Annotated in this window: 24 protein-coding genes; 13 read left to right on the top strand and 11 right to left on the bottom strand. The window is 39.7% G+C overall.

Annotated features, from left to right (window positions below; all coding sequences use genetic code 11):
• Positions 1–2: 2 nt before the first annotated feature.
• The 10 genes from PR725_RS02555 to PR725_RS02600 all read right to left on the bottom strand — a co-directional run bounded on the left by PR725_RS02555 (position 3) and on the right by PR725_RS02600 (position 10,263).
• Complete coding sequence (locus tag PR725_RS02555) at positions 3–617, bottom strand: fimbrial protein (protein WP_110731617.1); 615 nt, start codon at positions 615–617, stop codon at positions 3–5.
• Positions 618–627: 10 nt separating this feature from the next.
• The gene (locus PR725_RS02560) at positions 628–1,380 is read right to left on the bottom strand and encodes a fimbrial biogenesis chaperone (RefSeq protein WP_109912784.1); all 753 of its coding nucleotides are present in this window, start codon (positions 1,378–1,380) and stop codon (positions 628–630) included.
• Between the two features lie 41 nt (positions 1,381–1,421).
• Positions 1,422–3,899 (bottom strand): fimbria/pilus outer membrane usher protein, encoded by a 2,478-nt coding sequence (locus tag PR725_RS02565; RefSeq protein ID WP_110731616.1) that lies wholly within the window; start codon positions 3,897–3,899, stop codon positions 1,422–1,424.
• Positions 3,900–3,973: 74 nt separating this feature from the next.
• Positions 3,974–4,513: a fimbrial protein gene (locus PR725_RS02570; RefSeq protein ID WP_004907638.1), complete on the bottom strand. Its 540-nt coding sequence runs from the start codon at positions 4,511–4,513 to the stop codon at positions 3,974–3,976.
• Between the two features lie 83 nt (positions 4,514–4,596).
• The gene (locus tag PR725_RS02575; protein ID WP_004907632.1) at positions 4,597–5,139 is read right to left on the bottom strand and encodes a fimbrial protein; all 543 of its coding nucleotides are present in this window, start codon (positions 5,137–5,139) and stop codon (positions 4,597–4,599) included.
• 197 nt (positions 5,140–5,336) lie between these two features.
• Positions 5,337–5,657 carry a helix-turn-helix domain-containing protein gene (locus PR725_RS02580; RefSeq protein WP_004907630.1) on the bottom strand — a complete coding sequence of 107 codons (321 nt, stop codon included), beginning with the start codon at positions 5,655–5,657 and terminating at the stop codon, positions 5,337–5,339.
• An 866-nt stretch (positions 5,658–6,523) separates the two neighbouring features.
• Entirely contained in the window at positions 6,524–7,135 is a 612-nt protein-coding gene (locus PR725_RS02585) for a sulfite oxidase heme-binding subunit YedZ (RefSeq protein ID WP_109912787.1), read from the bottom strand.
• On the bottom strand, positions 7,135–8,145 hold the full coding sequence (gene msrP, locus PR725_RS02590; protein WP_181937062.1) for a protein-methionine-sulfoxide reductase catalytic subunit MsrP: 1,011 nt from the start codon (positions 8,143–8,145) through the stop codon (positions 7,135–7,137). The genes PR725_RS02585 and msrP overlap by 1 nt, the downstream gene beginning before the upstream one ends.
• A gap of 85 nt (positions 8,146–8,230) precedes the next feature.
• Positions 8,231–9,595: a heavy metal sensor histidine kinase gene (locus PR725_RS02595; protein ID WP_272567450.1), complete on the bottom strand. Its 1,365-nt coding sequence runs from the start codon at positions 9,593–9,595 to the stop codon at positions 8,231–8,233.
• A complete protein-coding gene (locus PR725_RS02600; protein ID WP_109912788.1) occupies positions 9,592–10,263 on the bottom strand; it encodes a heavy metal response regulator transcription factor in 672 nt (223 codons plus the stop codon). The genes PR725_RS02595 and PR725_RS02600 overlap by 4 nt, the downstream gene beginning before the upstream one ends.
• Before the next feature lie 430 nt (positions 10,264–10,693).
• Here PR725_RS02600 and PR725_RS02605 point away from each other — a divergent pair, with 430 nt between their 5' ends.
• From PR725_RS02605 to PR725_RS02665, 13 genes are all read left to right on the top strand, one after another.
• On the top strand, positions 10,694–11,242 hold the full coding sequence (locus PR725_RS02605; protein ID WP_004907617.1) for a tyrosine-type DNA invertase: 549 nt from the start codon (positions 10,694–10,696) through the stop codon (positions 11,240–11,242).
• Between the two features lie 400 nt (positions 11,243–11,642).
• On the top strand, positions 11,643–11,957 hold the full coding sequence (locus PR725_RS02610) for a helix-turn-helix domain-containing protein (RefSeq protein ID WP_004907614.1): 315 nt from the start codon (positions 11,643–11,645) through the stop codon (positions 11,955–11,957).
• A gap of 10 nt (positions 11,958–11,967) precedes the next feature.
• A complete protein-coding gene (locus PR725_RS02615) occupies positions 11,968–12,198 on the top strand; it encodes a helix-turn-helix domain-containing protein (protein WP_109912789.1) in 231 nt (76 codons plus the stop codon).
• 163 nt (positions 12,199–12,361) lie between these two features.
• Positions 12,362–12,898, top strand: a complete 537-nt coding sequence (locus tag PR725_RS02620) for a fimbrial protein (RefSeq protein WP_004907609.1) — start codon at positions 12,362–12,364, stop codon at positions 12,896–12,898.
• A gap of 67 nt (positions 12,899–12,965) precedes the next feature.
• The gene (locus PR725_RS02625; RefSeq protein WP_004907606.1) at positions 12,966–13,502 is read left to right on the top strand and encodes a fimbrial protein; all 537 of its coding nucleotides are present in this window, start codon (positions 12,966–12,968) and stop codon (positions 13,500–13,502) included.
• A gap of 92 nt (positions 13,503–13,594) precedes the next feature.
• Positions 13,595–16,264, top strand: a complete 2,670-nt coding sequence (locus tag PR725_RS02630; RefSeq protein WP_272567458.1) for an outer membrane usher protein — start codon at positions 13,595–13,597, stop codon at positions 16,262–16,264.
• A gap of 69 nt (positions 16,265–16,333) precedes the next feature.
• Positions 16,334–17,110: a fimbria/pilus periplasmic chaperone gene (locus PR725_RS02635; protein WP_228367295.1), complete on the top strand. Its 777-nt coding sequence runs from the start codon at positions 16,334–16,336 to the stop codon at positions 17,108–17,110.
• 39 nt (positions 17,111–17,149) lie between these two features.
• On the top strand, positions 17,150–17,758 hold the full coding sequence (locus PR725_RS02640) for a fimbrial protein (protein ID WP_109912791.1): 609 nt from the start codon (positions 17,150–17,152) through the stop codon (positions 17,756–17,758).
• Positions 17,759–17,768: 10 nt separating this feature from the next.
• Positions 17,769–18,305, top strand: a complete 537-nt coding sequence (locus PR725_RS02645; RefSeq protein WP_226538001.1) for a fimbrial protein — start codon at positions 17,769–17,771, stop codon at positions 18,303–18,305.
• A 10-nt stretch (positions 18,306–18,315) separates the two neighbouring features.
• Positions 18,316–18,813, top strand: coding sequence for a fimbrial protein (locus PR725_RS02650; protein WP_004907589.1), 498 nt, complete (start codon positions 18,316–18,318; stop codon positions 18,811–18,813).
• A gap of 2 nt (positions 18,814–18,815) precedes the next feature.
• Entirely contained in the window at positions 18,816–19,328 is a 513-nt protein-coding gene (locus PR725_RS02655) for a fimbrial protein (RefSeq protein WP_042851490.1), read from the top strand.
• 18 nt (positions 19,329–19,346) lie between these two features.
• Entirely contained in the window at positions 19,347–19,877 is a 531-nt protein-coding gene (locus PR725_RS02660) for a fimbrial protein (RefSeq protein WP_004907582.1), read from the top strand.
• Positions 19,878–19,883: 6 nt separating this feature from the next.
• On the top strand, positions 19,884–20,750 hold the full coding sequence (locus PR725_RS02665) for an MrpH family fimbial adhesin (protein ID WP_004907580.1): 867 nt from the start codon (positions 19,884–19,886) through the stop codon (positions 20,748–20,750).
• A 317-nt stretch (positions 20,751–21,067) separates the two neighbouring features.
• On the opposite strand, the gene dcuC is transcribed toward PR725_RS02665, so the two are convergent.
• A complete protein-coding gene (gene dcuC / locus PR725_RS02670; RefSeq protein WP_004907576.1) occupies positions 21,068–22,438 on the bottom strand; it encodes a C4-dicarboxylate transporter DcuC in 1,371 nt (456 codons plus the stop codon).
• Positions 22,439–22,448: the final 10 nt, after the last annotated feature.

Consider the following 22,448-nt stretch of genomic DNA (forward strand, 5'->3'; position numbering starts at 1 on the left):
GGTTATAAATACTCCAGTTTTAGCCTAACTAATCCGCTAAAGGTTCCCGCCGAAACAGACCGTGCTGTAGATTCCAATGATGCATTAAGTGTGATGTTATTATCGCCAGGTTTGATCACCCATGAACTTGTTGGCTGGTTGACCATTAGGTTTTGATGTTCTTTACTAGAAATACGCAACCCGGCACCTCGAATATCACCTGTCACTCGCACCAGATCAGGGTTAAAAAAATCCGCATCTCCCGCAATGCTCAATGAAACAGCGCTTTCTCCCGTCAAGTAATAACGCTGCGCATTTTGAGTTGCTTCTCCGGCAGAATTCACAAATGACTTGGATGCTCCGCGTTGGCAATCTTTGAGGCGAATATTAAATGCAACAGGAGTACTTCTATCGCCAATACGATGAAACTCTCTAGCATTGATTTCACCTAAATCGACATACTGCTCTTGTGTTTCTAATTCAAGAACACAAGGCGATGCATAGACGCTCCCTGTAAAATGCACAGTACTATGTACGTCTAGCAATGTTTGGCGGGACAGCTTTTCATCCGCAATTTCTGCAACTGCGGAGAAACTTCCTAGCCCCAATAACACTATCCCTAAGCACCTAATGTTCATATCAATACTCCTAGCGAATCTGTTGCTCTGGTGGTAACGCTTTACACGTATTTCCGCTACAACTGTATTTAAGTTCTGGATGACCACCATAATCATTCACATACATCATGGTGAAACTCTCGCCTGAACTATTGACCTTAATATCGAGATGCGATTTAGGTGCAATCATCACCCCTGGAAAATCAGTTAGTTTTTTTCCACCTTCTGCCACCGGTTTATTATTAAGGCTAATAATGGTCACAAAATAAGGGGTTGGGTTTTCAGCACGCCAATTATTTCCCTGTTTATAAAATATGACTTGGTCTTGCCAAACTGCACTTTTAGACTCAGGAATAATGGCTGTCGGCCGATAAAATAATTTAATGCGCGATTGCATCGCTAACTGTAAAACATTCGGTTTATCGGGTTTTGGCGGAACTTCGCGCACATTTAAATAAAACAGGCTTTCTCGGTCTTGGGGTAACTTATCTATCTCGGCTGTTTTTGAAACACGGGCAACCCCTTTTTGCCCACCATTAATGCGCTGTAATGGTGGCAATACAACTAATGGCGATGTGATTTTTTTCCCATTGGCATCTTCAACCCATGACTGAGCAAGAAAAGGAATACTTGAGCTGGTGTTTGATAAATTAGCACTCGCAGAATTTTCATCGCCTGTAATAATCAGTCGTGTTCTATCCAGTGAAATACCCGCATATGATTGCCCTACGCCAACCATCATAACTAGCAAACCACCTACCCATTTATTTATACGAATCGCCATTTTCTCTACCTTATAGAATACTTTTTCAAACTGTCATTACATTATTGGCAAGGCAGCAAAACTGACATACCCGAATTAATTTTTTCAGGCAGTTGAATTTTACATTGCGCTTTTCCGCCCCAAGATACCGTTAATGTTTCTTTAGGATTTACTGCCATCAAATACGCCAATCCATTTTCCATCAGCATGGCAATGTTAATGCCATCAGCGTTTGTCACATCAGCACCAAATGGAGGTACCGTATCGTTATAACGAATAGTTGCTATGAGCTTTTCACCTTCTGCAACATCAAAGCGCTGATAACCTATTGCGCCTTCTGTTAATGTCGATGTTGCTATCGCCTTATTGGTATCAACGTTATTTTTTAACTTATCGACATCAATACGCGTGTCGAAGCTGTAATAGCTGACAATATCAGGCACAACAGAAATACCGGCCCAGTTAGTTCGTGTTTTTTCATGGTTAAACGGCACGCCACCAACACCGTTGGTATCGACCATAATTCTTGCTGTATCCGTTGTACCGGTACTGTTATGTAATGCAGCTCCATGCTTGGTAGCAGTGAAACCACCGCGCAATGTCCCGTTGATCGATGCCGTTTGTCTTTCTTGATAGCTGACATTAGTATTAACTTCAGCAAGTTGCGTCCGTTTTTGATAATATCCATCAAACCGTACGCGATCATCACTGCTTCGACCGGCTCTAACTCGCCATAAGTTATTCATATCCCTATTGTCACTGTAAGACAGCATGTGGCTGGTCTTACTGCCACTATTTTGCAAGTCATATCCCGCCCAACGGCTATCACCAACAGGCACTGAAACCGAAAGTGAAATGCTATCGTCACGTCGACCCCGATAGTCAGAACGGTAGGCCGCAATATTGGTTGAAACACCATTGATGCCCATTAAACGAAATGTTCGACCCACAGATAAGCCATATCTATCTTGAGATGTCTGGTCCCAAAAGGTCTGATGGGTATACGTTAAGAATACTGTTGTTCTCCAATCAGGATCATCAGCCCAAAAAGTTTTATTCCCTGTTACGGTATACATCTCTTTTTGACGGCCAATACCCAGATATTTGTTTTCACGCTCATCTAAATATTGCGACAGTGTTCTAAACTTATCCTGCGAGAAGCGGTAACCCGCAAAAGTAATCGTGCTGTTAAGTTCATCAAATGACTTTGAATAACTCAGGCGATAAGAAGAACCCGTTTGCGTGTTATCACCTGGCATTCGGCTAATGGATTGTGTGACATCCGCAGAAAGTGCCCCAAATACAGATAAATCACGGCCTAATCCAGCAGATATAGCGGTATAATCCCTACCCGCAAAAAGTAGACCACCAATGAGTGACCAGTTATTGCTCAGCCCCCAAGAGAAATCTCCCGTGGCAAACATTGGCCCCTCAGGCTTATGATTAAATCGTGATGGTTTACCGACCGAAGCGTTATAACGCACATAGCCCGGACGCGTTAAATAAGGGATATTTGCCGTATCAACTTGAAAAGTCGATACCTCACCGTCATCACCTTCAACTTTGACATCTAGGGTTCCACGAATTGAACTTTGCAAATCCTGAATACTGAATGGCCCCGCAGGTACCGTCGTTTCATAAACGACACGCCCAGCTTGGGTTACAACAATTTTTGAATTGCTTTTCGCAATACCATTAATCTGTGGTGCGTATCCTCGCAGATTTGGCGGTAACATACGCTCATCACTGGCAAGGTTAAAGCCAGTGAAACGAATCGTGTCAAAAACTTGAGAATTTAAATAAATTTCACCCAGTGTCAGCTTAGCCGCCATGTGGATCAGAGGGCGATATGCATAAAACTGGTTCCAATCGAATTTTCTATCGCCACGCTCGTTATAATTAGCTTGATAATCAGCTCTAAAGCGCCACGCTCCTAAGTTAAACCCGGTTTGGCCATATGCTGACAATGAATGCTTATTCGTATGTGTCGTCAAAGAACGTGAAATTGACCCTGTCAGGTTATAATCAAATATAAGGCCTGAAACCCCTGAATCCCAACGCTCAGGCGGCACCCAACTAGGATCGGAATATTTCATCCATGCTTGTGGAATAGTGATATCCAGTTTGCCTTCATGATTATTAATTTTAACACCTGAAATAGGTAAAATATTTGAACATTCAGGAGATATGGCTTGGATTTTTTTTAACGCATCTTCTTTGAGCGCTAACATTTCAATTTGCTTAGGGGTAAAACAGACTAATGATTTTTCACTATCTTGAGGATCGGTAATATAAGTGACCTTCTGCTGCGACAATGATTGTCCATTAATATAGACATCCAATAAATAAGTTCCTGGAAATACGAAGTTATCTTTAGAGAATCGAGTTAAATCAATATTGTTACGATCACCAACATCTAATACGTCAACATTAAACTCAACAAGATCATTTGCAGACATATTTGGTGAATAGCAAAGTACTGCAATATATATTGCAAATAGTTTTTTTATATTATTTATATTTCCATTTAAAATAATCATTTTAGTTACTCAGTATTCACTCATTAGGCTAGATATTTAGCTCAATTCTCTTTTATATGTAATTATTATTAGCTTTAGAAATAATCCATTCTAAATCGTAGAACTCCTGCGAAATCACCTGCCTTAATATGCTTTTGATAAGCAACTAAAATTGCAGTAAAATCTAATCTATTACGCCCTTCTAATAATGTGTAATCCGGCATTTTTCTATTAAGTTTAAGTATTTCACCGTGAGAGTCCCTAAATTGAATTCCAAACCCTTCTGAATCACCACTCACTTGTAAAAGTTGATCATCATTAACAGAGGTTCCCATCATGGTTATTTGCGCGCGCGATGCACTACCTTTGTCATTAGAAGGCAACGTACATCCAACAAGTTTTATAGCAAAATTCTTACTCACCAACATATTGACTTCAGGCGTGATTTCTCGGGCACTGATTTCCCCAAAATTAACCCAAAGCTCTCGGCTTTCAGGATCAATCGTGCATGAAGCTTCTATTAATTCACCTTGCATTACAATATCACCAGGGGTGTTATTGCCGGTCATTCCCCAACTTAATAGAGGCCATAACAAACTAGAGCCTAGTGCTATTTTTGCAACCCGAATTATCATGGACAATACCATTTAGTTATTGGTAGATTTTATTAATGCGGAGTATTAAATACTCCGCATATTGATATAAAACCAATTACAAATTATTGGTAATCAATTTTGAAATTGATAGTTGAATCAAAGCTACCTGGAGTCACTGCATTAGATGCATTATCAGATTTTAAATAAGCAACGAATGGAATAGCAGTTTTACCTTCAGTTAAGTTAACTGCAGTAGAAGCTTGTCCCCAAACAACATCTTTATTTCCATTGTCTCTTAAACCAATACCAGCACCACTTGCAGTACCTGAAGTGAATGCCGCTAATGTATTATCATTAGGGTTAATAGTTGATGGTGTGTAAGTTACAGTTGCAGTTTGTGCAACAGTAGTATCACAACCTTGCAGAACGATATCTTTCTTAATATTACCTGCACGCTCACCATTTTTTAAATTAGAAACAGGGATCTGATAAAAGTTTACTTTTACAGGACTTGATTCTTCACTTAAACCACAAGCAGAATTCACTAATTCACCTGAAAATTCGATAGTACCGTTAGTAGGTGTACCCGTATAAGCTGCCATTGCTGCGAACGAAGCAAAGCCTGATGCAAATACAGCACCCATTACAAATTTATTCAATTTCATGATTATTTAATCCTGTATAATACTTGTATAATGTATGTTTCGCCATAAGAGTTGTTAATAACAACTTTAGATAAAAGTAATCATTATTTTAATTAAATTAATGATTACTTTTAATAAAGTTATCATATGAATAGGCTAAATTTATTATATTTACTAATTACACTTCACCAAAAAGATTTGATTTTTTATTGGCCGAATTAACGCCACATTTTTTTAGTGTCTTTATCTAAGATAGCAAAATAATTATTTTCATTTTTTATGGTATACTGTAATCTTTCATTATCGTATCTATCTATTACATGATTAAAAAGGTCTCTCCATGACTTATTGAATATCACTAAAATTGTATCCATCATTTCAAATGTCAGCTTTGTTTTTCCCGTTTCATATCGGGATATCTGCTGTTGGCTAATATTCAACTTTTTTGCCAAATCTTCCCCTGTTAAGTTTTGCTCTTTTCTAATTCCTCTCAAATACTGCCCTATTTCTTTATTTATCTCATTAGAAAAATAAGTCATTTAATTTAACCTTTATATTAAAAATTAATTATAGGCACCATCTGAACCATAGATACCGTCCTAAAATTTTTGATGATTATATGTCTGATTATTTATTTTGTATAATCGATAGGGCAAATTGATTACCATTAAAATCATTTATCGCTCTATTAACATAGGATAAATGTAACAGAAAATAACCACACTGAAATTTATAATATAAATAACAGCATGTTATAGACATAAAACTTCAGCCAATCACCTTTCAAATTACATTTTGATACATTTGAAAATATTAAAACATATCTTTTACTAATCAGATGTATTTTATGGTTAAATTTCAACCATAAAATACAACTTAAAAAAGTAGTATTACTCGAATTTTGAGTTTGTAAATTATTAAATATTTTTTTTAAGATTTATCTTAACTTCATTATTTACAAACACCAACAAATTAATTATAAATAATTGTAAAGTTTATCAACGAAATTATATCTCACAAAAATCATCACCCACATATAATAAATCCCGATATTACCCAAAAATAAGGATATTAATTACGCAAATAACGAGTATTTAAAAATTATATATCAATGTATAACTTTAAGCTTTAAAGAAATTCTAATGAAAACTTCTTTTAAATATTTTTATCTATAGAAAGGTGAGAGCCTTGCTAGCCACACTAAGTTTAAGATCAATTCAAAGAGTGACGATTTAACGGTTATCGTAAGAAGGGGTTGAGTAAGGTGGTAAAGTATTATCATAAAACGAAGCATAGATTTGCTTTACACTATATTGTAATGCACACCAAATGCCTAATCCTAGCAAACCGCAGTATTAGGCATTTTATAATACCAAGTAAGAATACAATTTAAGCACGCCAACCTTTATGAAGGTTTTATTCGTTGTGATTGCTGGTTCCACATGCGATACGCAAATGCACTCCCAACGGCGGCTAAATAGATAAATGGTTCAGGTGTTAAGGTTTTTAATGACAGCATATAGTGGCAAAATGCGAGTAAAATCGTTGGGTAAAGCAGCATATGAATTCTTTTCCACCATACGCCCAAATAAAGGCGTATACGGTTGAATGAACTGACCGCCATCAACAATAAACACAACCAAGCTACCGCGCCAATCACTAAATAGAGTCGCGAAAAAATCTCTTCGAAAAATAGCGCTAAATTATTTACACCAATTTCCAGTAATAGATAGCTACTTAAATGCAGCACAGCCCAGAAAAAACACCATAACCCCAGTAATTTTCGCGTTTGAAACAATGCCGTAAATCGCAATAGTTTTGCAGCCAGAGGGATCAATACAATAACGAGGAGCAAACGTAAAGCCGCTATTCCTGTAAAATGTTGGATATCTTTGGCGGGGTCAGCTCCAAGCTGTTGGGTATCGACTAAAAAAATCAGCCATACCAAAGGGAGCAAAGCAAGAAGATGAAAGCTCCCTTTGGTTAATCCAACAATAAACTTATTGTCTTGGGGCATCAATAATCTCTCCGCAAGTCCATTCCTTGATACAAGCTTGCCACTTGTTCACCATATCCATTAAACAACAATGTTGGTTGGCGAGTCACTTGGCCTAAGCCTCCTGCACCAATAAAACGTTCGGTGGCTTGTGACCAACGAGGATGGCTTACATCTGGATTCACATTGGCAAAAAAGCCATATTCGCTCGGTGCTGATAGGTTCCATGTAGTCTCAGGCATGTGCTCAGTAAGGCGAATTTTGACGATAGATTTAATTCCTTTAAAGCCATATTTCCATGGTACGACCAACCGGATCGGTGCTCCGTTTTGGTTGGGTAATGTTTTGCCATAAACGCCAGTCGCCAGCAAAGTCAGTGGGTTCATGGCTTCATCTAAGCGTAGCCCTTCAACATAGGGGTACGATAAGCCACCACCAATATAACGACTTTTTTGTCCTGGCATTTGTTCTGGAGCGTAGCGTGTTTCAAAAGCCACATATTTGGCTTTGCTAGTGGGTTCAACTAAAGCCAATAATTTCGCTAAAGGAAAGCCAACCCATGGAATGACCATCGACCAAGCCTCAACACAGCGCATACGATAAATACGCTCCTCTAAGGGAAACTTAGTGTTTATATCATCTAAATTAAGGGTCAGGGGACGATTTACTTCTCCATCAATCGTTACCGTCCACTCATCCGTCACTAAAGTATGGGCATTCTCGGCAGGATCGGATTTACCCAACCCAAATTCATAAAAATTATTATAACCAATCACTTTATCTTCAGGTGTGAGGGTTAATGATGGCTGAAACTCTTCAGGTTGAATAAATGTCAGCGGTTTTCTTGGCGTCATCGGAGGTGCTGGTGTATCGTCACTGAACCAAGAAAACAGCCCCGCATTGGCCGTCGCCGCAACGGTTAAACCAGCGGCTCCAATGCCTAATGCCTTAAGTAACTGACGGCGTTTCATAAAAAAGAGGGATTCATCCGTGATTTGAGATGCGGGAATTTTAGGTAACTTTTTCATCATGCGCTCCATAGCAAAAGGGAAATGAGATCAGTTATACCGAAAGCGCAGTAAAAATGGCTGACAGTAAGATGACAAATTTGTCATCTTACTTAATTGTAGGAAATTTCAGTGTAATAGTACTGGTTCCTGTATGATGTTCAAAACTCACTGACCCGCCATGTAATTCCACTATCGCTTTCACAATCGCCAACCCTAGCCCAGTTCCTTCTGTGGTTCGAGCATTATCCCCACGCCAAAAACGGGTGAAAATTTCATCACTGTTTTGTAGAAGTTCTCCTTGATTAGTGATTTTAATTTCCCGTTGTTGCGAAAGCGTATTAATTTGGGTAACGACACGGGTGCCCGGGTAAGAATATTTAATCGCATTGGAGACAATATTCACTAAAACTCGGCTGAGTAATACAGGGTCAGCATCAAGCGTCAGGGATGAGGGCTCGCTATACAGTTCAATCTGTTTTTCTTCTGCATAGGCAGAAAAGAGTTCATAGACATCGTTAACTAACGTATATAAAGAAAGGTTTTCTCGATTTAAGGTAATATTTTTATTTTCAGTACGGGCAATAAACAAAGTACTTTGGATCATTTGTGACAGTTTATCGAGCTCTTCAATATTACTGACTATCATCCCTTCATATTCGCTAACACTACGCGAGCGCTGGAGTGTAATTTCATTTTGTACCCGAATCGCATTAATTGGGGTTCTCAGTTCATGCGCCAAGTCATCGGCAAATTGAGTAAGTTTGACAAAATCATGCTTTAAGCGCTGACGCATCGTGTTCATCGATTCGCCCAGCTCTTTCAATTCCTGTGGTAGCTGGTCAATATCGATTGGGTCATTTAACGCATGAACGTCTGTTTTGACCGTTATCTGGCTCAATGCTTGAATGTCGGATAACCCTTTTTTCAACAGCCATAAGCTGAGCAGCCCCATCAACAAAATTGAGAGGGCAGAAATCACTACGCTTTGGGTGAGATATTGAGTCAACACGCCACTACGGTCGACAGATACTTTACCAAGTACCACATGGAGCGGCCCTTTTGGGGAATTCATCGAGAAATAAACCGCAGAAATAGGGATACCTTGAGCGGTTTGCCAATGGTTGATGGCATTAATATTTAGCTGTTCAAGTTTGACTAACTGAAGAGGTTGAGAACCCAGTAATTCGCGATTGGTGGTGACCAATATGTGCCCTGCCGCATCAGAAATTTGGATTAAGTCTTGTCGCATATCCATCATGCTTTGAAAATACATGGGGAGTGTTTTGATATCAATGCCACCAGCAATGAGTTTAGCAAGTTGCTCCGCGCGGTTAACCAGTAAGTTATTATCTTGTTCAGATAATTCATTTTTGAGTGAATGATACAAAACCCATGTCACCACTCCGGCATTAGCAATCATAAGAATGATAAACAAAGAAATAAGTTTAAAACGAAGTGACTTCTTTTTCATTCTATCGGCCTATTTAAGCGGTATCCCATCCCACGAATAGTTTCAATGAGTTTAACGTCAAATTCATCATCGATTTTTTTTCTCAATCGACGGATTGCCACATCAATAATATTCGTGTCACTTTCAAAATCGATCCCCCAAACTTCGCTAGCAATTAAGGTTCTAGGTAAAATTTCATCACAATGTAGAACAAAGAACAGTAATAAGGAAAACTCTTGCCGAGTTAAGATGATTTTCTTTCCAGCCCGCTCAACATCATGGCGAGTTAAGTCGATTTTTAAATCCGCAATAACCATGGTGGTTGAGACTGGCTGGTTAACTTTTAATTGGTTTTTAACCCGAGCTAATAATTCAGAAAATGAAAACGGCTTAACGAGATAATCATTAGCACCCAGCTCTAAGCCTTTAATTCTGTCATCAACGGCATCCCGTGCAGTGAGGCAGATAACAGGAATATTTTTTGCTGTGCGTAAGATTTTTAAAATCTCCCAGCCATTCATACCGGGCAGCATGATGTCGAGGATCACCAACTGATAACTGTTTTCTAAAGCAAAATAGAGACCGTCGCGACCATCATCAGCCACATCCACAAGAAAACCTGCTTCTTCTAACCCATTTTTGACCCACCCTTGGGTTTTTAGGTGATCTTCAATTAATAGTATTCTCATGAGAACCTAACAGTGACTTTATTTGACTTAATTTCATTTCATCTTAAAGAAATTTTCAATTTAAAGATATGGGTAGGAATTTAACCATAAAATACTCAGAGAAAACATGACACTAGCTCCTTAAAAATAACTCGTAGAATGATTAATAGCTCGGTACGAAAAATGGAAATTAGCTGCTTTCATCGACGAGTAAGTATTGTTTTACAAGTAAATAATCTCTTTTCTCTCACATTTATAAAGCAGAATAAAAACTGCTTAATAAAATATAAAATTTTAGTTAATTAATCTTTGATTACTGACCTGACGGATAATAAATAATTTTTTATTTCACCTATAGAATAAAAGCATTATATTTATCTAAAAAAATTAATATGTTAGGCCGATTAATTTAGATATGATTGACCTTTTTTGACTAAATGGGGAAATGTTCATGTCCACTCGTAAGTATTTAACTCAACAGGAAATATCTCGACTTTTAGCTGCTTGTCATTTGTCGCGACATCCCGAACGTAATTCTTGCTTAATTTATATGTGCTTTATACATGGTCTAAGGGCAAGCGAGGCCCTATCACTAAAATTATCTGATCTTAACTTAGAAAGTAATGAGCTTTATGTACATCGTTTAAAGAATGGTTTTTCAGTTAATCACCCACTGATTGATGAAGAGATCCCACTCATTAAAGCTTGGCTAAAAACTAGAAATACATGGAAAGGGAAAGAAAGTCAGTGGTTATTTTTATCTGAAAGAGGGACTGCCATGACTCGTCAGCGCTTTTATCAACTTTTTTCACGACTTGGTGAGCTAGCTGAGCTAACCCTAGGTATTCATCCCCACATGTTACGACATGCATGTGGTTATGCATTGGCGGATAGAGGCGCCGATACACGTCTAATTCAGGATTATTTGGGACACACGAATATACAACATACCGTACGATACACAGCAAGTAACCCAGCAAGATTTCGGGGAGTATGGTGAGATAAAGGCGTTAAAAGAGTTGTCAAAATGCACCAAATTGACAAACGTAATGAATTAGGTGCATCTTAAGTTAAATGAAAATACACGTCAAATACGTAGCGTGTAAATAACGCTATGTATATATTACTAAAAATAAGCACATTCCATTATTAAAAGATCATTGAATTTATTAATTTTTTCACACGTTAAAACTCTCCGTAACATCTCAAACTTACACATTGTAATATTCTGAAATGTTTTATTTGGAATAATCTTCCGATAACTTTAAAAATAAAATATAAAATATAAGTTAATAAGTAATTAACGGAATATTTAACTAACAATATACAACTATTGTCAATTTGGTGCATTTTGACAACAGTTAAATTAATAAATCATTCAGTTTCATGAGGAGGATTTTATGCAATCTAACTTATCTCCTAAAGAAATTGTTGGGAGCAATATACATAAAGCTCGCCGAGCTAAAGGGCTAAGTGGTTCTGAGCTAGCTGACTTACTTTTATGCTCACAGCAGCATGTTTCACGTATTGAGCGCGGCGTTATTCGACTACACCTAGAGCAAATTAAGCAAATTGCGAACTCACTTGATATTGATATTAATTGTTTATTAGATGGCGTTGGATTTCAAAATAACTCAGTAAATTATATCCATAATATGGAATGTTATTTTAAAGCTGAAGGATGGTTTTCAGGATCTAGTCAATTTATGAAATAGGCTTAACCTTATGTCAGAAAATATAATAAAACCAACATTTAATATTATTGTAGGAAAGAAAATAAAAAGATATAGAAAAGAAATGAAATTAACTGCTGAGGAGTTAGGGAGATATATCGGCGTAAGTCAACAGCAAATTTCCCGTTATGAATCAGGAATTAATCATATTAATATTGATTTTCTTTCTCAATTATCTGAGTTATTTAAAGTACCAATTCAATTTTTTTTAATAGAAGACTAAATATATTTTTTAATTATTAAAATTTAATTTTTAGTATTTGATTTTTTTAAATCAAATACTAGTGCTTTGTTTTTTCCAGTTCATTGCAAATAGAGTGTCTGCAATGAGCAATGAAAATTGACACTCATTCTTTATTTAACAAAAAACATAGGACTTTATATTCATGAAAATGAAATCTATTGCAATGGCAACTTTTATGGCTCTGGGTTTAGCTTCTGCAGCAAATGCTGCTGATCAAGGCCACGGTAAAGTAACGTTCAAAGGCGCTATTATCGATGCACCATGCTCAATCTCTCCTAGCTCAATCGACCAAACAGTTGAATTAGGCCAAATTTCTAACATGGCATTAGTTGATGGCGGTAAATCAACTCCACGTCCATTCGAAATCACTTTAGAGAACTGTGATATCACTAAACTGACTAAAGGTGTTCAATTAACCTTTAGTGGTGCTGCTGCATCTTTCGACAATACCAATAAAACACTGGGTATTGTTGGTACTGGTGCTGGCGCTGGTGTTCAGATCACTAATGGTAGCGGCAATGTGGTGACTTTAGGAACAGCTGCACCATTCCAACAAGTTCAAAATGGTAACAACACACTGAATTTCGCTGCTTACTTAAAAGGTAATGGTGGCGATATCGACACTATCACTGCCGGTGACTTTAGCTCAGTAGCGGATTTCACTCTGTCTTACGAGTAATTCATCTTGAGCCAACAAATTAATTTGTTGGCTCATTCCGACTGAATTGGGTGTAAGAGAGGGAGCAATGAATAATTCGATAACCAGTGGAGTGTTTTCATTGATCTTAAGTATAGGCACGTTGGCTGCGGTATCAACTGCCCATGCTCAAGGCTCAGTGAGTATGAATGGAAGCATTATTGAAACAGCATGTGCAATTGATGTCGGCAGCCGTGATCAAACTATTGATATGGGAAGTATTGCGCTGACTCAAATTCGCCGTGATGGGCAAGGACCTGCTCGCCCTTTTGTTATCCGATTAGTGAATTGTGTTCTTGAACGCCAAAATCCTGACAAACCGAATTGGCAATATTTTCGCGTAACATTCGATGGCTCCCATGATAGGGGGTTATTTGGTGTAAACGGACAAGCTCAAGGTGTTGGATTACAAATTCAACGTGAGGGAGATGGTGAAATTGCCATACCAGGCCAAGGAATGTCAATGAGCGCACTAACAGCTGGAACAAAAGATCTCACCTATCGGCTACGGTTGGTGGCGAATAACCGCCCATTGGCATCAGGTCAATACTACAGTCAATTACGTTTCAAACTGGATTATGAATAGTCGGTTCCTCTAAGAAATGAAGATCTCCTTTGTAGGACGAGCTTCGTGAGCGAAATGACATTACGGATAAAAGAACGCAAAAGAAGGTCGAGATGATGACCCTGAATTTCATTCACACGCCTGTGTTACGGATAACTCGGCCTTGCAGATTAGGGCTTTTAGTCGCGTTGGCTATTAGCTTTGGTGGTCACGCATCCGATATTACATTTAATATGGATATGCTAGACGTCAATGATCGTAACAACATTGATTTAAGCCAATTTGCGCGTCCAGGCTATCTCATGCCTGGTGAATACAGTTTTACGGTTTTCTTAAACAAGCAAAGCATGCCGGAAGAAACTGTCTTTTACTATGCGCCTGAAGGTGAGTCGGATGAAAGCCTCCCTTGCCTGAACCCTGCTTTAGTTGAAAAATTCGGTATCAAGCCTGAATTGATGTCGACATTGAAGTGGTGGCACGAAGGACAGTGTCTATCACTTGAAAGTTTACCCGGAACTGAGGTTAAAGCCGACCTTGCGACTTCGGCTATGTATATTAGTTTGCCGCAAGCCTACCTCGAATATACCGCTGAGAATTGGGATCCTCCCGCACGCTGGGAAGAAGGGTTACCCGGCGCATTGTTTGATTACAACCTAAATGCACAAGTGGGCCAGCAAACCCGCTCTGGACAACAAACCAACTACAGTACCAGCGGTAATGGGGTTGCTGGTGTTAACTTGGGTGCTTGGCGTGTTCGCGCTGACTGGCAAATGCGTATTGATAAGCAGCAAGGACAAAGCACGACCACATCACTAGATTGGACTCGTTATTATGTCTACCGAGCAATCAAATCATTAGGTGCAAAACTCACTTTAGGTGAGGATTATTTAACCTCTGATATTTTTGATAGTTTCAGATTTACAGGGCTTAGCCTGGTTACCGATACCAATATGCTTCCACCCAATCTACGTGGATACGCACCAGAAATTACTGGGGTCGCAAAAAGTAATGCGACAGTTATTGTGAGCCAGCAAGGACGAATTATTTATCAAACTCAAGTCGCTGCGGGTCCATTTCGTATCCAAGACTTGAATGATGCATTAGCTGGGCAAATCGATGTTGAAGTTAAAGAACAAGACGGCTCAACACAGAATTTCACTGTCAATACTGCAAGTGTTCCGTATTTAACACGTCCGGGACAACTGCGTTACAAATTAGCCGCTGGGCGCCCAACAAATTGGCGCCATCATGTTAGTGGCGATACCTTCGCAAGTGGCGAGTTCTCTTGGGGAGTTAACAACGGCTGGTCACTGTATGGGGGTGGAATTGGTGCGGAAAACTATGCATCCGCGGCTATAGGGATTGGTCGTGACTTAATGGTATTCGGTGCATTGTCATTCGATATCACTCATGCTCGGGCGCATCTAACCAACTTAAGTGATATTAGCAACAAAACGTATCGTGGGAGCTCATATCGTTTAAGTTACTCTAAACGTTTTGATACCTATAACAGCCAAGTGACATTTGCAGGATATCGATTCTCTGAGCAAGGTTTTATGAGTATGTCTGAGTATTTGGATGCGCAGGAAACAGGTGCTCGCCAATACAACAGCAAAGAAATGTATACCATCTCTTATAACCAACAATTTTCAGAGTTAGGACTAAGTGCGTTCATTAACTATTACCATCAAACCTATTGGGATCAACCTGATAACGACCGCTATAGTATTTCGTTAGCGCGCTACTTTGATATTGGTAAATGGAAGAATCTTAGCCTCAACTTGACGGCCTATCGAAATCGTTATCGTGAAAGTAATGATGATGGCGTATATGCGTCACTCACCGTGCCTTGGGGTGAAAAAAGCTCCGTTAGTTATAACAGTAGTTGGGATAAAAATGATAACTCACAACGTGTGAGTTACTACAGCACCATCGATGAGAGAAATAACTATCAGCTAAGTACCGGATGGGCGCGTTCAGGTGCGCTCGTGAGTGGCTATTACACTCATCAGGGGGACTTAGCACAGCTCAACGCAAACGCAACGTACCAACAAGACCGTTATCGGTCTGCGGGGTTCTCTTTGCAAGGTGGTTTCACCGCAACAGAGAAAGGTGCCGTACTGCATCGTGGTAGTCAAATTGGCGGTACTCGCATATTTGTTGATACCGATGGTGTACCTAATATTCCACTACGTGGTTACGGCTCTATTGTGCGTACCAACCGCTTTGGACAAGCCGTTATTAGTGACGTGAATAGCTATTACCGTAACCAAATTAGCGTTGATTTGAATGCATTACCAGATGAAGCGCAAGTGTCTCAATCTATAAAGCAAGGCACTTTAACAGAAGGGGCAATTGGCTACCGTCAATTTGATGTTGTCGCAGGAAACAGTGCGATGGCGTTGTTAAGGCTATCGGACAATAGCACACCACCTTTCGGAGCAATAGTCTTAAACGGTCGTGGTCAGCAAGTCGGTATGGTGGGTGATGATGGAAATACCTATCTTACTGGTTTAAATGCAAAAGATACCTTGCAAGTTCGTTGGGATGACCAAGTGCAGTGTGAAATCACACTCCCTAATACCTTGCCAGAAGATGAATATTTACAGGCAAGCTGGTTACTACCGTGCCACAAACCGGGAGCAAAAGCCGCATCGCCAGCGACCATAAAGACACAATCAGCGAGTCGTGCATTAGAAGCAATGCCGAAAGCAGCAGAACTTGTTGTGCCTGTAGTTGAAAGAACGGCGCCAAAGGAACCAAGTCGCTGGTTACAAAAATAATAAAAATGGTGGTACGCAAAGAGCGATGAGTGCTCCTTAACCATAGAAGATAACAATATGATGAATAACATGATGAAAAACAAATTGATGAACAAAAAAAATGCCCATAGAGCAGTATTCGCATTGGCTGGCGTTGTGTTGACTTCAACAACGCTATCTTCTGCTCAAGCGGCAGTTGCATTAGATAGAACTCGAGCGATTATTACGGGAGACGAAAAATCGATCAGTTTAAATATCAGCAATGAAAACAAACAATTACCTTATCTCGCTCAAGGTTGGGTGGAAAATGAGAAAGGTGAAAAAATAAGCGATCCATTTACGGTATTGCCACCGGTGCAACGTGTTGAGCCAGGGGCAAAAAGCCAAATCAAAATCCAAGCACTGCCAAGTGCAGCGGCACTGCCGCAAGACAGAGAATCCGTGTATTACTTTAATTTGCGTGAGATCCCACCAAAAAGTGATAAGCCCAATACACTGCAACTGGCGTTACAGACACGTATCAAATTGTTTTATCGACCGAAAGCAATCATTCCGACACGTGAGCAAATGGATAACCCATGGCAGGAAAAAGTGACTCTTACTCGCCAAGGTAACCAGTATACGATTAATAACCCAACTGCCTATTACGTTTCTTTTGTCGATGCTGTTCCCAACAAAAATGGACAAACGGTCGCAGGGTTTGAGCCAGTGATGGTGGCACCAAAAAGCAGCAAAGCACTGAACGTCAGTGCAGACGCATTAGGTAATAAACCTGTGCTGACCTATATCAATGATTACGGTGGTCGTCCAACACTGTCGTTTACATGTCAGGGAAATAGCTGCCATGTGGTACCTGAAAAAAAATAGACTGATTTGAAATGTGCGATGAGATAGCAGGAGAATATCATGGCAAACACAAGCAGGATGCTCCGTTATGTGGGCTTAGGAAGTTTAGCGCTGAATTTATTCAGTAACATGGCGATGGGAACAGCTCTAAATAAAGTTGATAACTGGGATGTAGATGGTTCACATGGCACGCTATATGTCCATGGGGCCTTGACGGAAAGTGCTTGTCGTTTAGCAATGTCATCAGCATATCAAACTATTAATTTAGGTACTGTGGGAACCGGACAGCTTCAGCATGTCGGGCAAACAGGTAATCCTGTTGCGATTGAGCTACGTTTAGAAGATTGTCTAAGTGGTGAAAGCCGCAGCCGCACTGCACAGGGGAATCTTTTGTGGAGCCAACAAATGCCTTCAATGAAGATCCGCTTTTTGGCTCCTATAGATACTCAAGACCCGCGCTTGGCAGCTGTTATCGGTGTTCAGGGGATTGGCCTGCAATTAAGTGATGCAGCGCGTTCACCAATTAACTTAGGTGAGTACAGTACACCACAGTTGGTTTCACCTGGACAAAACCAATTAACTTACTATGTAACGCCGGTACGTACCTCCGCTCAACTAAATGCTGGAGCTTATCAGGCGTTAATTAGATTTCAGGTAAGTTATGAATAGGAGCATGGAGATGAGAGGAACTTATTTTCTTACGATATGCTTTAAAGCGCTTGTCCTCGCTGGGGTAATTCTCTTTGGTGCTCTGATTTCACTCAGTTTTTCTTACAATGCTATCGCTGCAAACCTAAGCACTAATATCCAAATCCGCGTGACGGTATACGGTGAGCCGGAATGTACCCTTGGCGGTGCAACAACGACTTCGGTAGATTTTGGCGATATACATCAGGCAAAGATTGATGGTGCTTATGGGCGCTCACCTATTAATTACAACTTGATATGTAATGGCTTATATAAGAATACATTAAAGATGACGCTGAAATGGACTGATAGGCAAATTAATGGTGAGTCATCCGTGACAACCAATCTCCCGAATTTAGGTATTGCCATTTACCGTGATGGAACCCGCCTTAGTAATGGTGCGACATTCAATTTTAATTATGGAAGTTCGCCTGCTTTGTATGCCGTCCCCGTTAAGCCTACAGGAGTAAACTTAACATCAGGTGGGGATTTTACGGGCAATCTTACGATGGTATTGGATTACCAATAGGATGATATCAATGAAATTATTCCGTTATCTTCTCTCGGTCTGCATGATGCTTAGCCTGTTTAGCCAAAGCCAAGCAGCAACACTTGGTATCCAGCTAAAAGGTCGATTATTGGTAACACCGCCCGAGTGCATTTTGAATAACAACCAACAAGAAACTATACATTTTGGCGATATATTGCTTCCGCGTATTGATGGAGTTCAATACAAGCGTACTGTACCGATGAGACTCAGCTGCACAAATCTAGCGAAAAACGCTATAAAACTCACGCTTGTCGGCGATGGAACATCATTTAATAGCAATGGCGCATTAAAAACGAGTAACCCAAAACTCGGGCTTTCCTTTTATGTGAACAATGCTAAGCAAGTTATTAACCAGCCTTTCAATGTGTTATATACAGCGCTGCCAACCTTGGAGGTTGCTCCAGTAAAAAACAGTAATGCCAATTTTACCAATACCGATGGCGGATTTTTTACAGCGCTGGCAACACTGAAAATTGAGTATCAGTGAGAATGATTATGTGGAATAACAATCAAATTAAGCATTGGATGGCAGGATTTATAATGGTGATGTCCATATCTTCAGCGCAAGCAAATTGGGCATTTGATGGTACGTTAATTATTCCTCCTGTTTGCCAATTAAGCCATGACGACCCGATAAAGGTTTCATTCGGTAAAGTCGGTGTACGAAAAATCAATGGTACCGCCTTCAAGCAATCTATTCCTTTTCAATTAGATTGTGTTGGCGATATGACACAACCGTGGGATATCAGCTTGATATTCGGAGGAACACCTGCGGGAAGTGGATTTGATAATGCGACATTAAGAACGGTGACACCGTTGAATAATGGCAAATTAGGAATTCAAATTCAGAAAAATGGCCAACCTCAACCATTGAATGAACCCTTTTTGATTAATGCAGCTTCACTACCATCCCTTTCAGCGGTTCCTGTCATGCGCTCAGGAAGCGAACTCGTAGGGGATAATTTTACTGCATCAGGCACGTTAACCATTATTTTTGAATAGGAGGCGGCAGTCATAACTATGAATATTAAACGTAATATGAGCTTTGCCTTTGGCTTATGGTTTTTGGGTGCCACTGCCGCTTTTTCTGCAAATGTGGAATTTGATGGCACGCTAATTGAAGATGCTTGTGACGTTTATCCTGGCGACGAATCGATTGAATTAGATTTCGGAACGATCGTGGATAAATACCTGTATCTGAATACTCAAACAAATAGCCAACCTTTTACCATTCGCTTAATCAATTGCGATTTAGCGTTAGGCCATGAAGTGAAAGTCACATTTATGGGCGCAGAAAGTTTGGCTTTACCTGGTTTATTAGCGTTAGATGCTGGAAGCCAAGCAACAGGTGTGGCGGTTGGTATTGAAAGTATTTCCGGTACAGCAATCAAAATTAATAGTGGCAGTTATACCCAAGGGTTGTATACCGGAAATAATAATGACCTACGATTTCAAGCGTATGTGAGAGCTGAGCCAGTTGCATTGCAAAATAAATCAATTGTGCTCGGTTCATGGGCTGCGAGTGCCACGTTCAAATTAGATTATGAGTAAATCATTATGTATGCGAAAAAAGCAAAAATATACGGAATGTTAAATACAAGCCGTTTGAGTATTTTATTATTAATCATCGCATTAGCGTCTCTATTTCCTTCTCGCCCTGCCAATGCGATTGCGTATGTAATGCCTGTGAGTATGACCTCTGGAGCTTGGCCTCGTGTTGAGATGGACATTCTTTCTTGGAGTGAAGCAAGTGGTGTTACTAACCCTTGTTATGGATCAACCGAGTGCTGGGTAGGCCCTGATGTTCTGTATGCATCTGGTGCGCCATCGTTGAGTGGATCTTGCTTAGATTATGGTAACTGCATTCGAATTAACCAGTATCGAACAGCGGAAGAAGTCGCAGCGGCTTTTCGTAGTGCAAAAGGAATTCCTTATCGTGCATCGTTTGTCATTGATAGCCCAAATGCAACTTGTATTGGATTATTCTATGTTAACCATAAACCAACCCCGGGAGTTAGGAATGCAATCCAGTGGCCAGGTAGCGTCTGTGGTAAAATTCCACCTACAAATCAAACATGTAGTATTTCTTTGCCTGCTTTTGTTAATCACGGGGCGCTCAGTAACACGAGTTTAAATGGTAAAACAAACTCAGTTTCTGGCAATATCACTTGTACACAGGCGACAAATATCAATTTATTTGCTCGTTCAACCACGGGTGAGCGTTATGTATATTTAAATTCGACTTCTAACTTTTATTCAAATCCATTAATTAATAATCAAAATGGCTGGAATGGCGCGAACATGAACATTTCTGGGAATAATGCGGCGAATTCATTTACATTCACTTCTGAATTACATGCATCAGGAACGGTAACACCTGGGTATTACACTGGAAATGCAGTCGTCATTATTGCATTTAATTAGTTAATCAAAACCTTCTAACCCAATTCACTGACTTGATAGTTGAGCAGCGTATTTTTTAATAAAATACGCTGCTTTTATGAATATTAATTAGTTTTGCTTTTCATATCTGGGCACTAATATTTCTTTCAGTGCCTGATTTTTCGACCTTATTACTAATAATCCAATCAACGGTTACTGCTACAAAAATATTCACATACCCATACTATCATTGATGATAGTTTTTGATAAAAGGATGAATAATAGCCCTCCAATCAATAAAAAAAATCCCTTAAACCAAAGAGTAACGAAAAGTTTAAGGGATAAATGCGCAAGTCTAATTAGAAGTATAAGAAGTAGAAAGTTACAACAAGGTTAACTATTGCGGCAACTGCCATTGGGATTGCCGTCCGTTTTACTATTTGAAACGGTGAAACCCCTGCAATCCCTGCAATTGCAACAATTGCTGCAGTGATAGGTGAAACTGTACGTCCAAAGCTTGTCATGATCTGCATTGGTAAAATGAGCGTCACCACATCCACTTTGAGAAAAGCAGCAATTTTCGGTGTCAATGCAGCAAAAGAGAAGAATGCTGCATTCCCTGAGCCCATTAGGAACGCCGCAAGTGCAAGGATGGCACTCATAACAATAATCATCGCCCCGATACCAAAGCCAGCATCTTGAGCAGCACTAATTAACGTATCCACCGCTCCACTTTTGAGTAATCCATTTGCGAAAAACTCCCCTGAAACAATCAAAGAAACCACTAAAACAAACTGTTTCCCCATGCCTTCAAAGAACAACATAAAGCTGTCCATGACGGCTTTCGCATCACGTAAACGGACGTATTCAAAAATCAGTGCAATGACAGTGCTGATGATCATCGCAGTGGTGACTTCCAACTTAATGTATGGATGTAATAATGGGCTAAATCCGATAATTAAGATCAATGGAATAACTGGTAACAACGCATAAGACAATGGAACTTTATTACCGCTATCTTCTTTAATAGAATCAATTTTGCTCAAGTCAAAAACAAACCCCTCACGCTTATCCCACCAACGCTGGATAAAGAAATGGGTGATTGCCACTGCGATAATAATAGGGATAGTTACGGGTAATTGATACTGAACAAAATAAACGGCGGGTTCAATATCTGCTGTTTTCGCTGCCATAATGACATTACCGGAACCGGGTCCATGGTCAATAAATTGGCAACAACCGATAACTGCTAAAGCAGAAAGCGGGCTGATACCTGAACGAATTAATATTGGGTACATAGTCACCATTAGTAGCATCCCCAACCCGGCATGGCTTGGAATGAAAATAACGAGAATTTGCGTTACTAAAAATGAAATCACTAATAACAAATAAGGTGATTTAATAGTCTTTAGTGGCTTTTCAAAAATGGCAAATAATGCGCGACTTGCCCCCACATGCTCCATATAACGGGAGAATCCAGCAATCGCCATTAATGTTAACCCTAGACCTGCTAATCTAGAACTCATGATATCAGTAAAAATTTGGAAGATATCAAAGTACTTAAAATGCGTAGTTTTGTTTTCTGGTAACAATGAATTAAGATCTAAAGATGCGGTTAGGAGCAGCAAAAGCAAGCCCCCTAGCAACAAGACTGGCTGAGGCTTATAACCTCGAGCCAGCAGGTAAACAACCAGCGCTGTAACTAGCGCGGCAATGATTAAACCTGTCATAGAAGAATTC

The organism is Providencia sp. PROV255, assembly GCF_028478065.1.
Lineage (GTDB): Bacteria > Pseudomonadota > Gammaproteobacteria > Enterobacterales > Enterobacteriaceae > Providencia > Providencia rettgeri.

What these genes read in the sequence shown, in the direction of transcription:
- PR725_RS02555 (WP_110731617.1), bottom strand. Translation starts at nt 617, where the DNA reads ATGAACATTAGGTGCTTAGGGATAGTGTTATTGGGGCTAGGAAGTTTC.
- PR725_RS02560 (WP_109912784.1), bottom strand. Translation starts at nt 1,380, where the DNA reads ATGGCGATTCGTATAAATAAATGGGTAGGTGGTTTGCTAGTTATGATG.
- PR725_RS02565 (WP_110731616.1), bottom strand. Translation starts at nt 3,899, where the DNA reads ATGATTATTTTAAATGGAAATATAAATAATATAAAAAAACTATTTGCA.
- PR725_RS02570 (WP_004907638.1), bottom strand. Translation starts at nt 4,513, where the DNA reads ATGATAATTCGGGTTGCAAAAATAGCACTAGGCTCTAGTTTGTTATGG.
- PR725_RS02575 (WP_004907632.1), bottom strand. Translation starts at nt 5,139, where the DNA reads ATGAAATTGAATAAATTTGTAATGGGTGCTGTATTTGCATCAGGCTTT.
- PR725_RS02580 (WP_004907630.1), bottom strand. Translation starts at nt 5,657, where the DNA reads ATGACTTATTTTTCTAATGAGATAAATAAAGAAATAGGGCAGTATTTG.
- PR725_RS02585 (WP_109912787.1), bottom strand. Translation starts at nt 7,135, where the DNA reads ATGCCCCAAGACAATAAGTTTATTGTTGGATTAACCAAAGGGAGCTTT.
- msrP (WP_181937062.1), bottom strand. Translation starts at nt 8,145, where the DNA reads ATGATGAAAAAGTTACCTAAAATTCCCGCATCTCAAATCACGGATGAA.
- PR725_RS02595 (WP_272567450.1), bottom strand. Translation starts at nt 9,595, where the DNA reads ATGAAAAAGAAGTCACTTCGTTTTAAACTTATTTCTTTGTTTATCATT.
- PR725_RS02600 (WP_109912788.1), bottom strand. Translation starts at nt 10,263, where the DNA reads ATGAGAATACTATTAATTGAAGATCACCTAAAAACCCAAGGGTGGGTC.
- PR725_RS02605 (WP_004907617.1), top strand. Translation starts at nt 10,694, where the DNA reads ATGTCCACTCGTAAGTATTTAACTCAACAGGAAATATCTCGACTTTTA.
- PR725_RS02610 (WP_004907614.1), top strand. Translation starts at nt 11,643, where the DNA reads ATGCAATCTAACTTATCTCCTAAAGAAATTGTTGGGAGCAATATACAT.
- PR725_RS02615 (WP_109912789.1), top strand. Translation starts at nt 11,968, where the DNA reads ATGTCAGAAAATATAATAAAACCAACATTTAATATTATTGTAGGAAAG.
- PR725_RS02620 (WP_004907609.1), top strand. Translation starts at nt 12,362, where the DNA reads ATGAAAATGAAATCTATTGCAATGGCAACTTTTATGGCTCTGGGTTTA.
- PR725_RS02625 (WP_004907606.1), top strand. Translation starts at nt 12,966, where the DNA reads ATGAATAATTCGATAACCAGTGGAGTGTTTTCATTGATCTTAAGTATA.
- PR725_RS02630 (WP_272567458.1), top strand. Translation starts at nt 13,595, where the DNA reads ATGATGACCCTGAATTTCATTCACACGCCTGTGTTACGGATAACTCGG.
- PR725_RS02635 (WP_228367295.1), top strand. Translation starts at nt 16,334, where the DNA reads ATGATGAAAAACAAATTGATGAACAAAAAAAATGCCCATAGAGCAGTA.
- PR725_RS02640 (WP_109912791.1), top strand. Translation starts at nt 17,150, where the DNA reads ATGGCAAACACAAGCAGGATGCTCCGTTATGTGGGCTTAGGAAGTTTA.
- PR725_RS02645 (WP_226538001.1), top strand. Translation starts at nt 17,769, where the DNA reads ATGAGAGGAACTTATTTTCTTACGATATGCTTTAAAGCGCTTGTCCTC.
- PR725_RS02650 (WP_004907589.1), top strand. Translation starts at nt 18,316, where the DNA reads ATGAAATTATTCCGTTATCTTCTCTCGGTCTGCATGATGCTTAGCCTG.
- PR725_RS02655 (WP_042851490.1), top strand. Translation starts at nt 18,816, where the DNA reads ATGATTATGTGGAATAACAATCAAATTAAGCATTGGATGGCAGGATTT.
- PR725_RS02660 (WP_004907582.1), top strand. Translation starts at nt 19,347, where the DNA reads ATGAATATTAAACGTAATATGAGCTTTGCCTTTGGCTTATGGTTTTTG.
- PR725_RS02665 (WP_004907580.1), top strand. Translation starts at nt 19,884, where the DNA reads ATGTATGCGAAAAAAGCAAAAATATACGGAATGTTAAATACAAGCCGT.
- dcuC (WP_004907576.1), bottom strand. Translation starts at nt 22,438, where the DNA reads ATGACAGGTTTAATCATTGCCGCGCTAGTTACAGCGCTGGTTGTTTAC.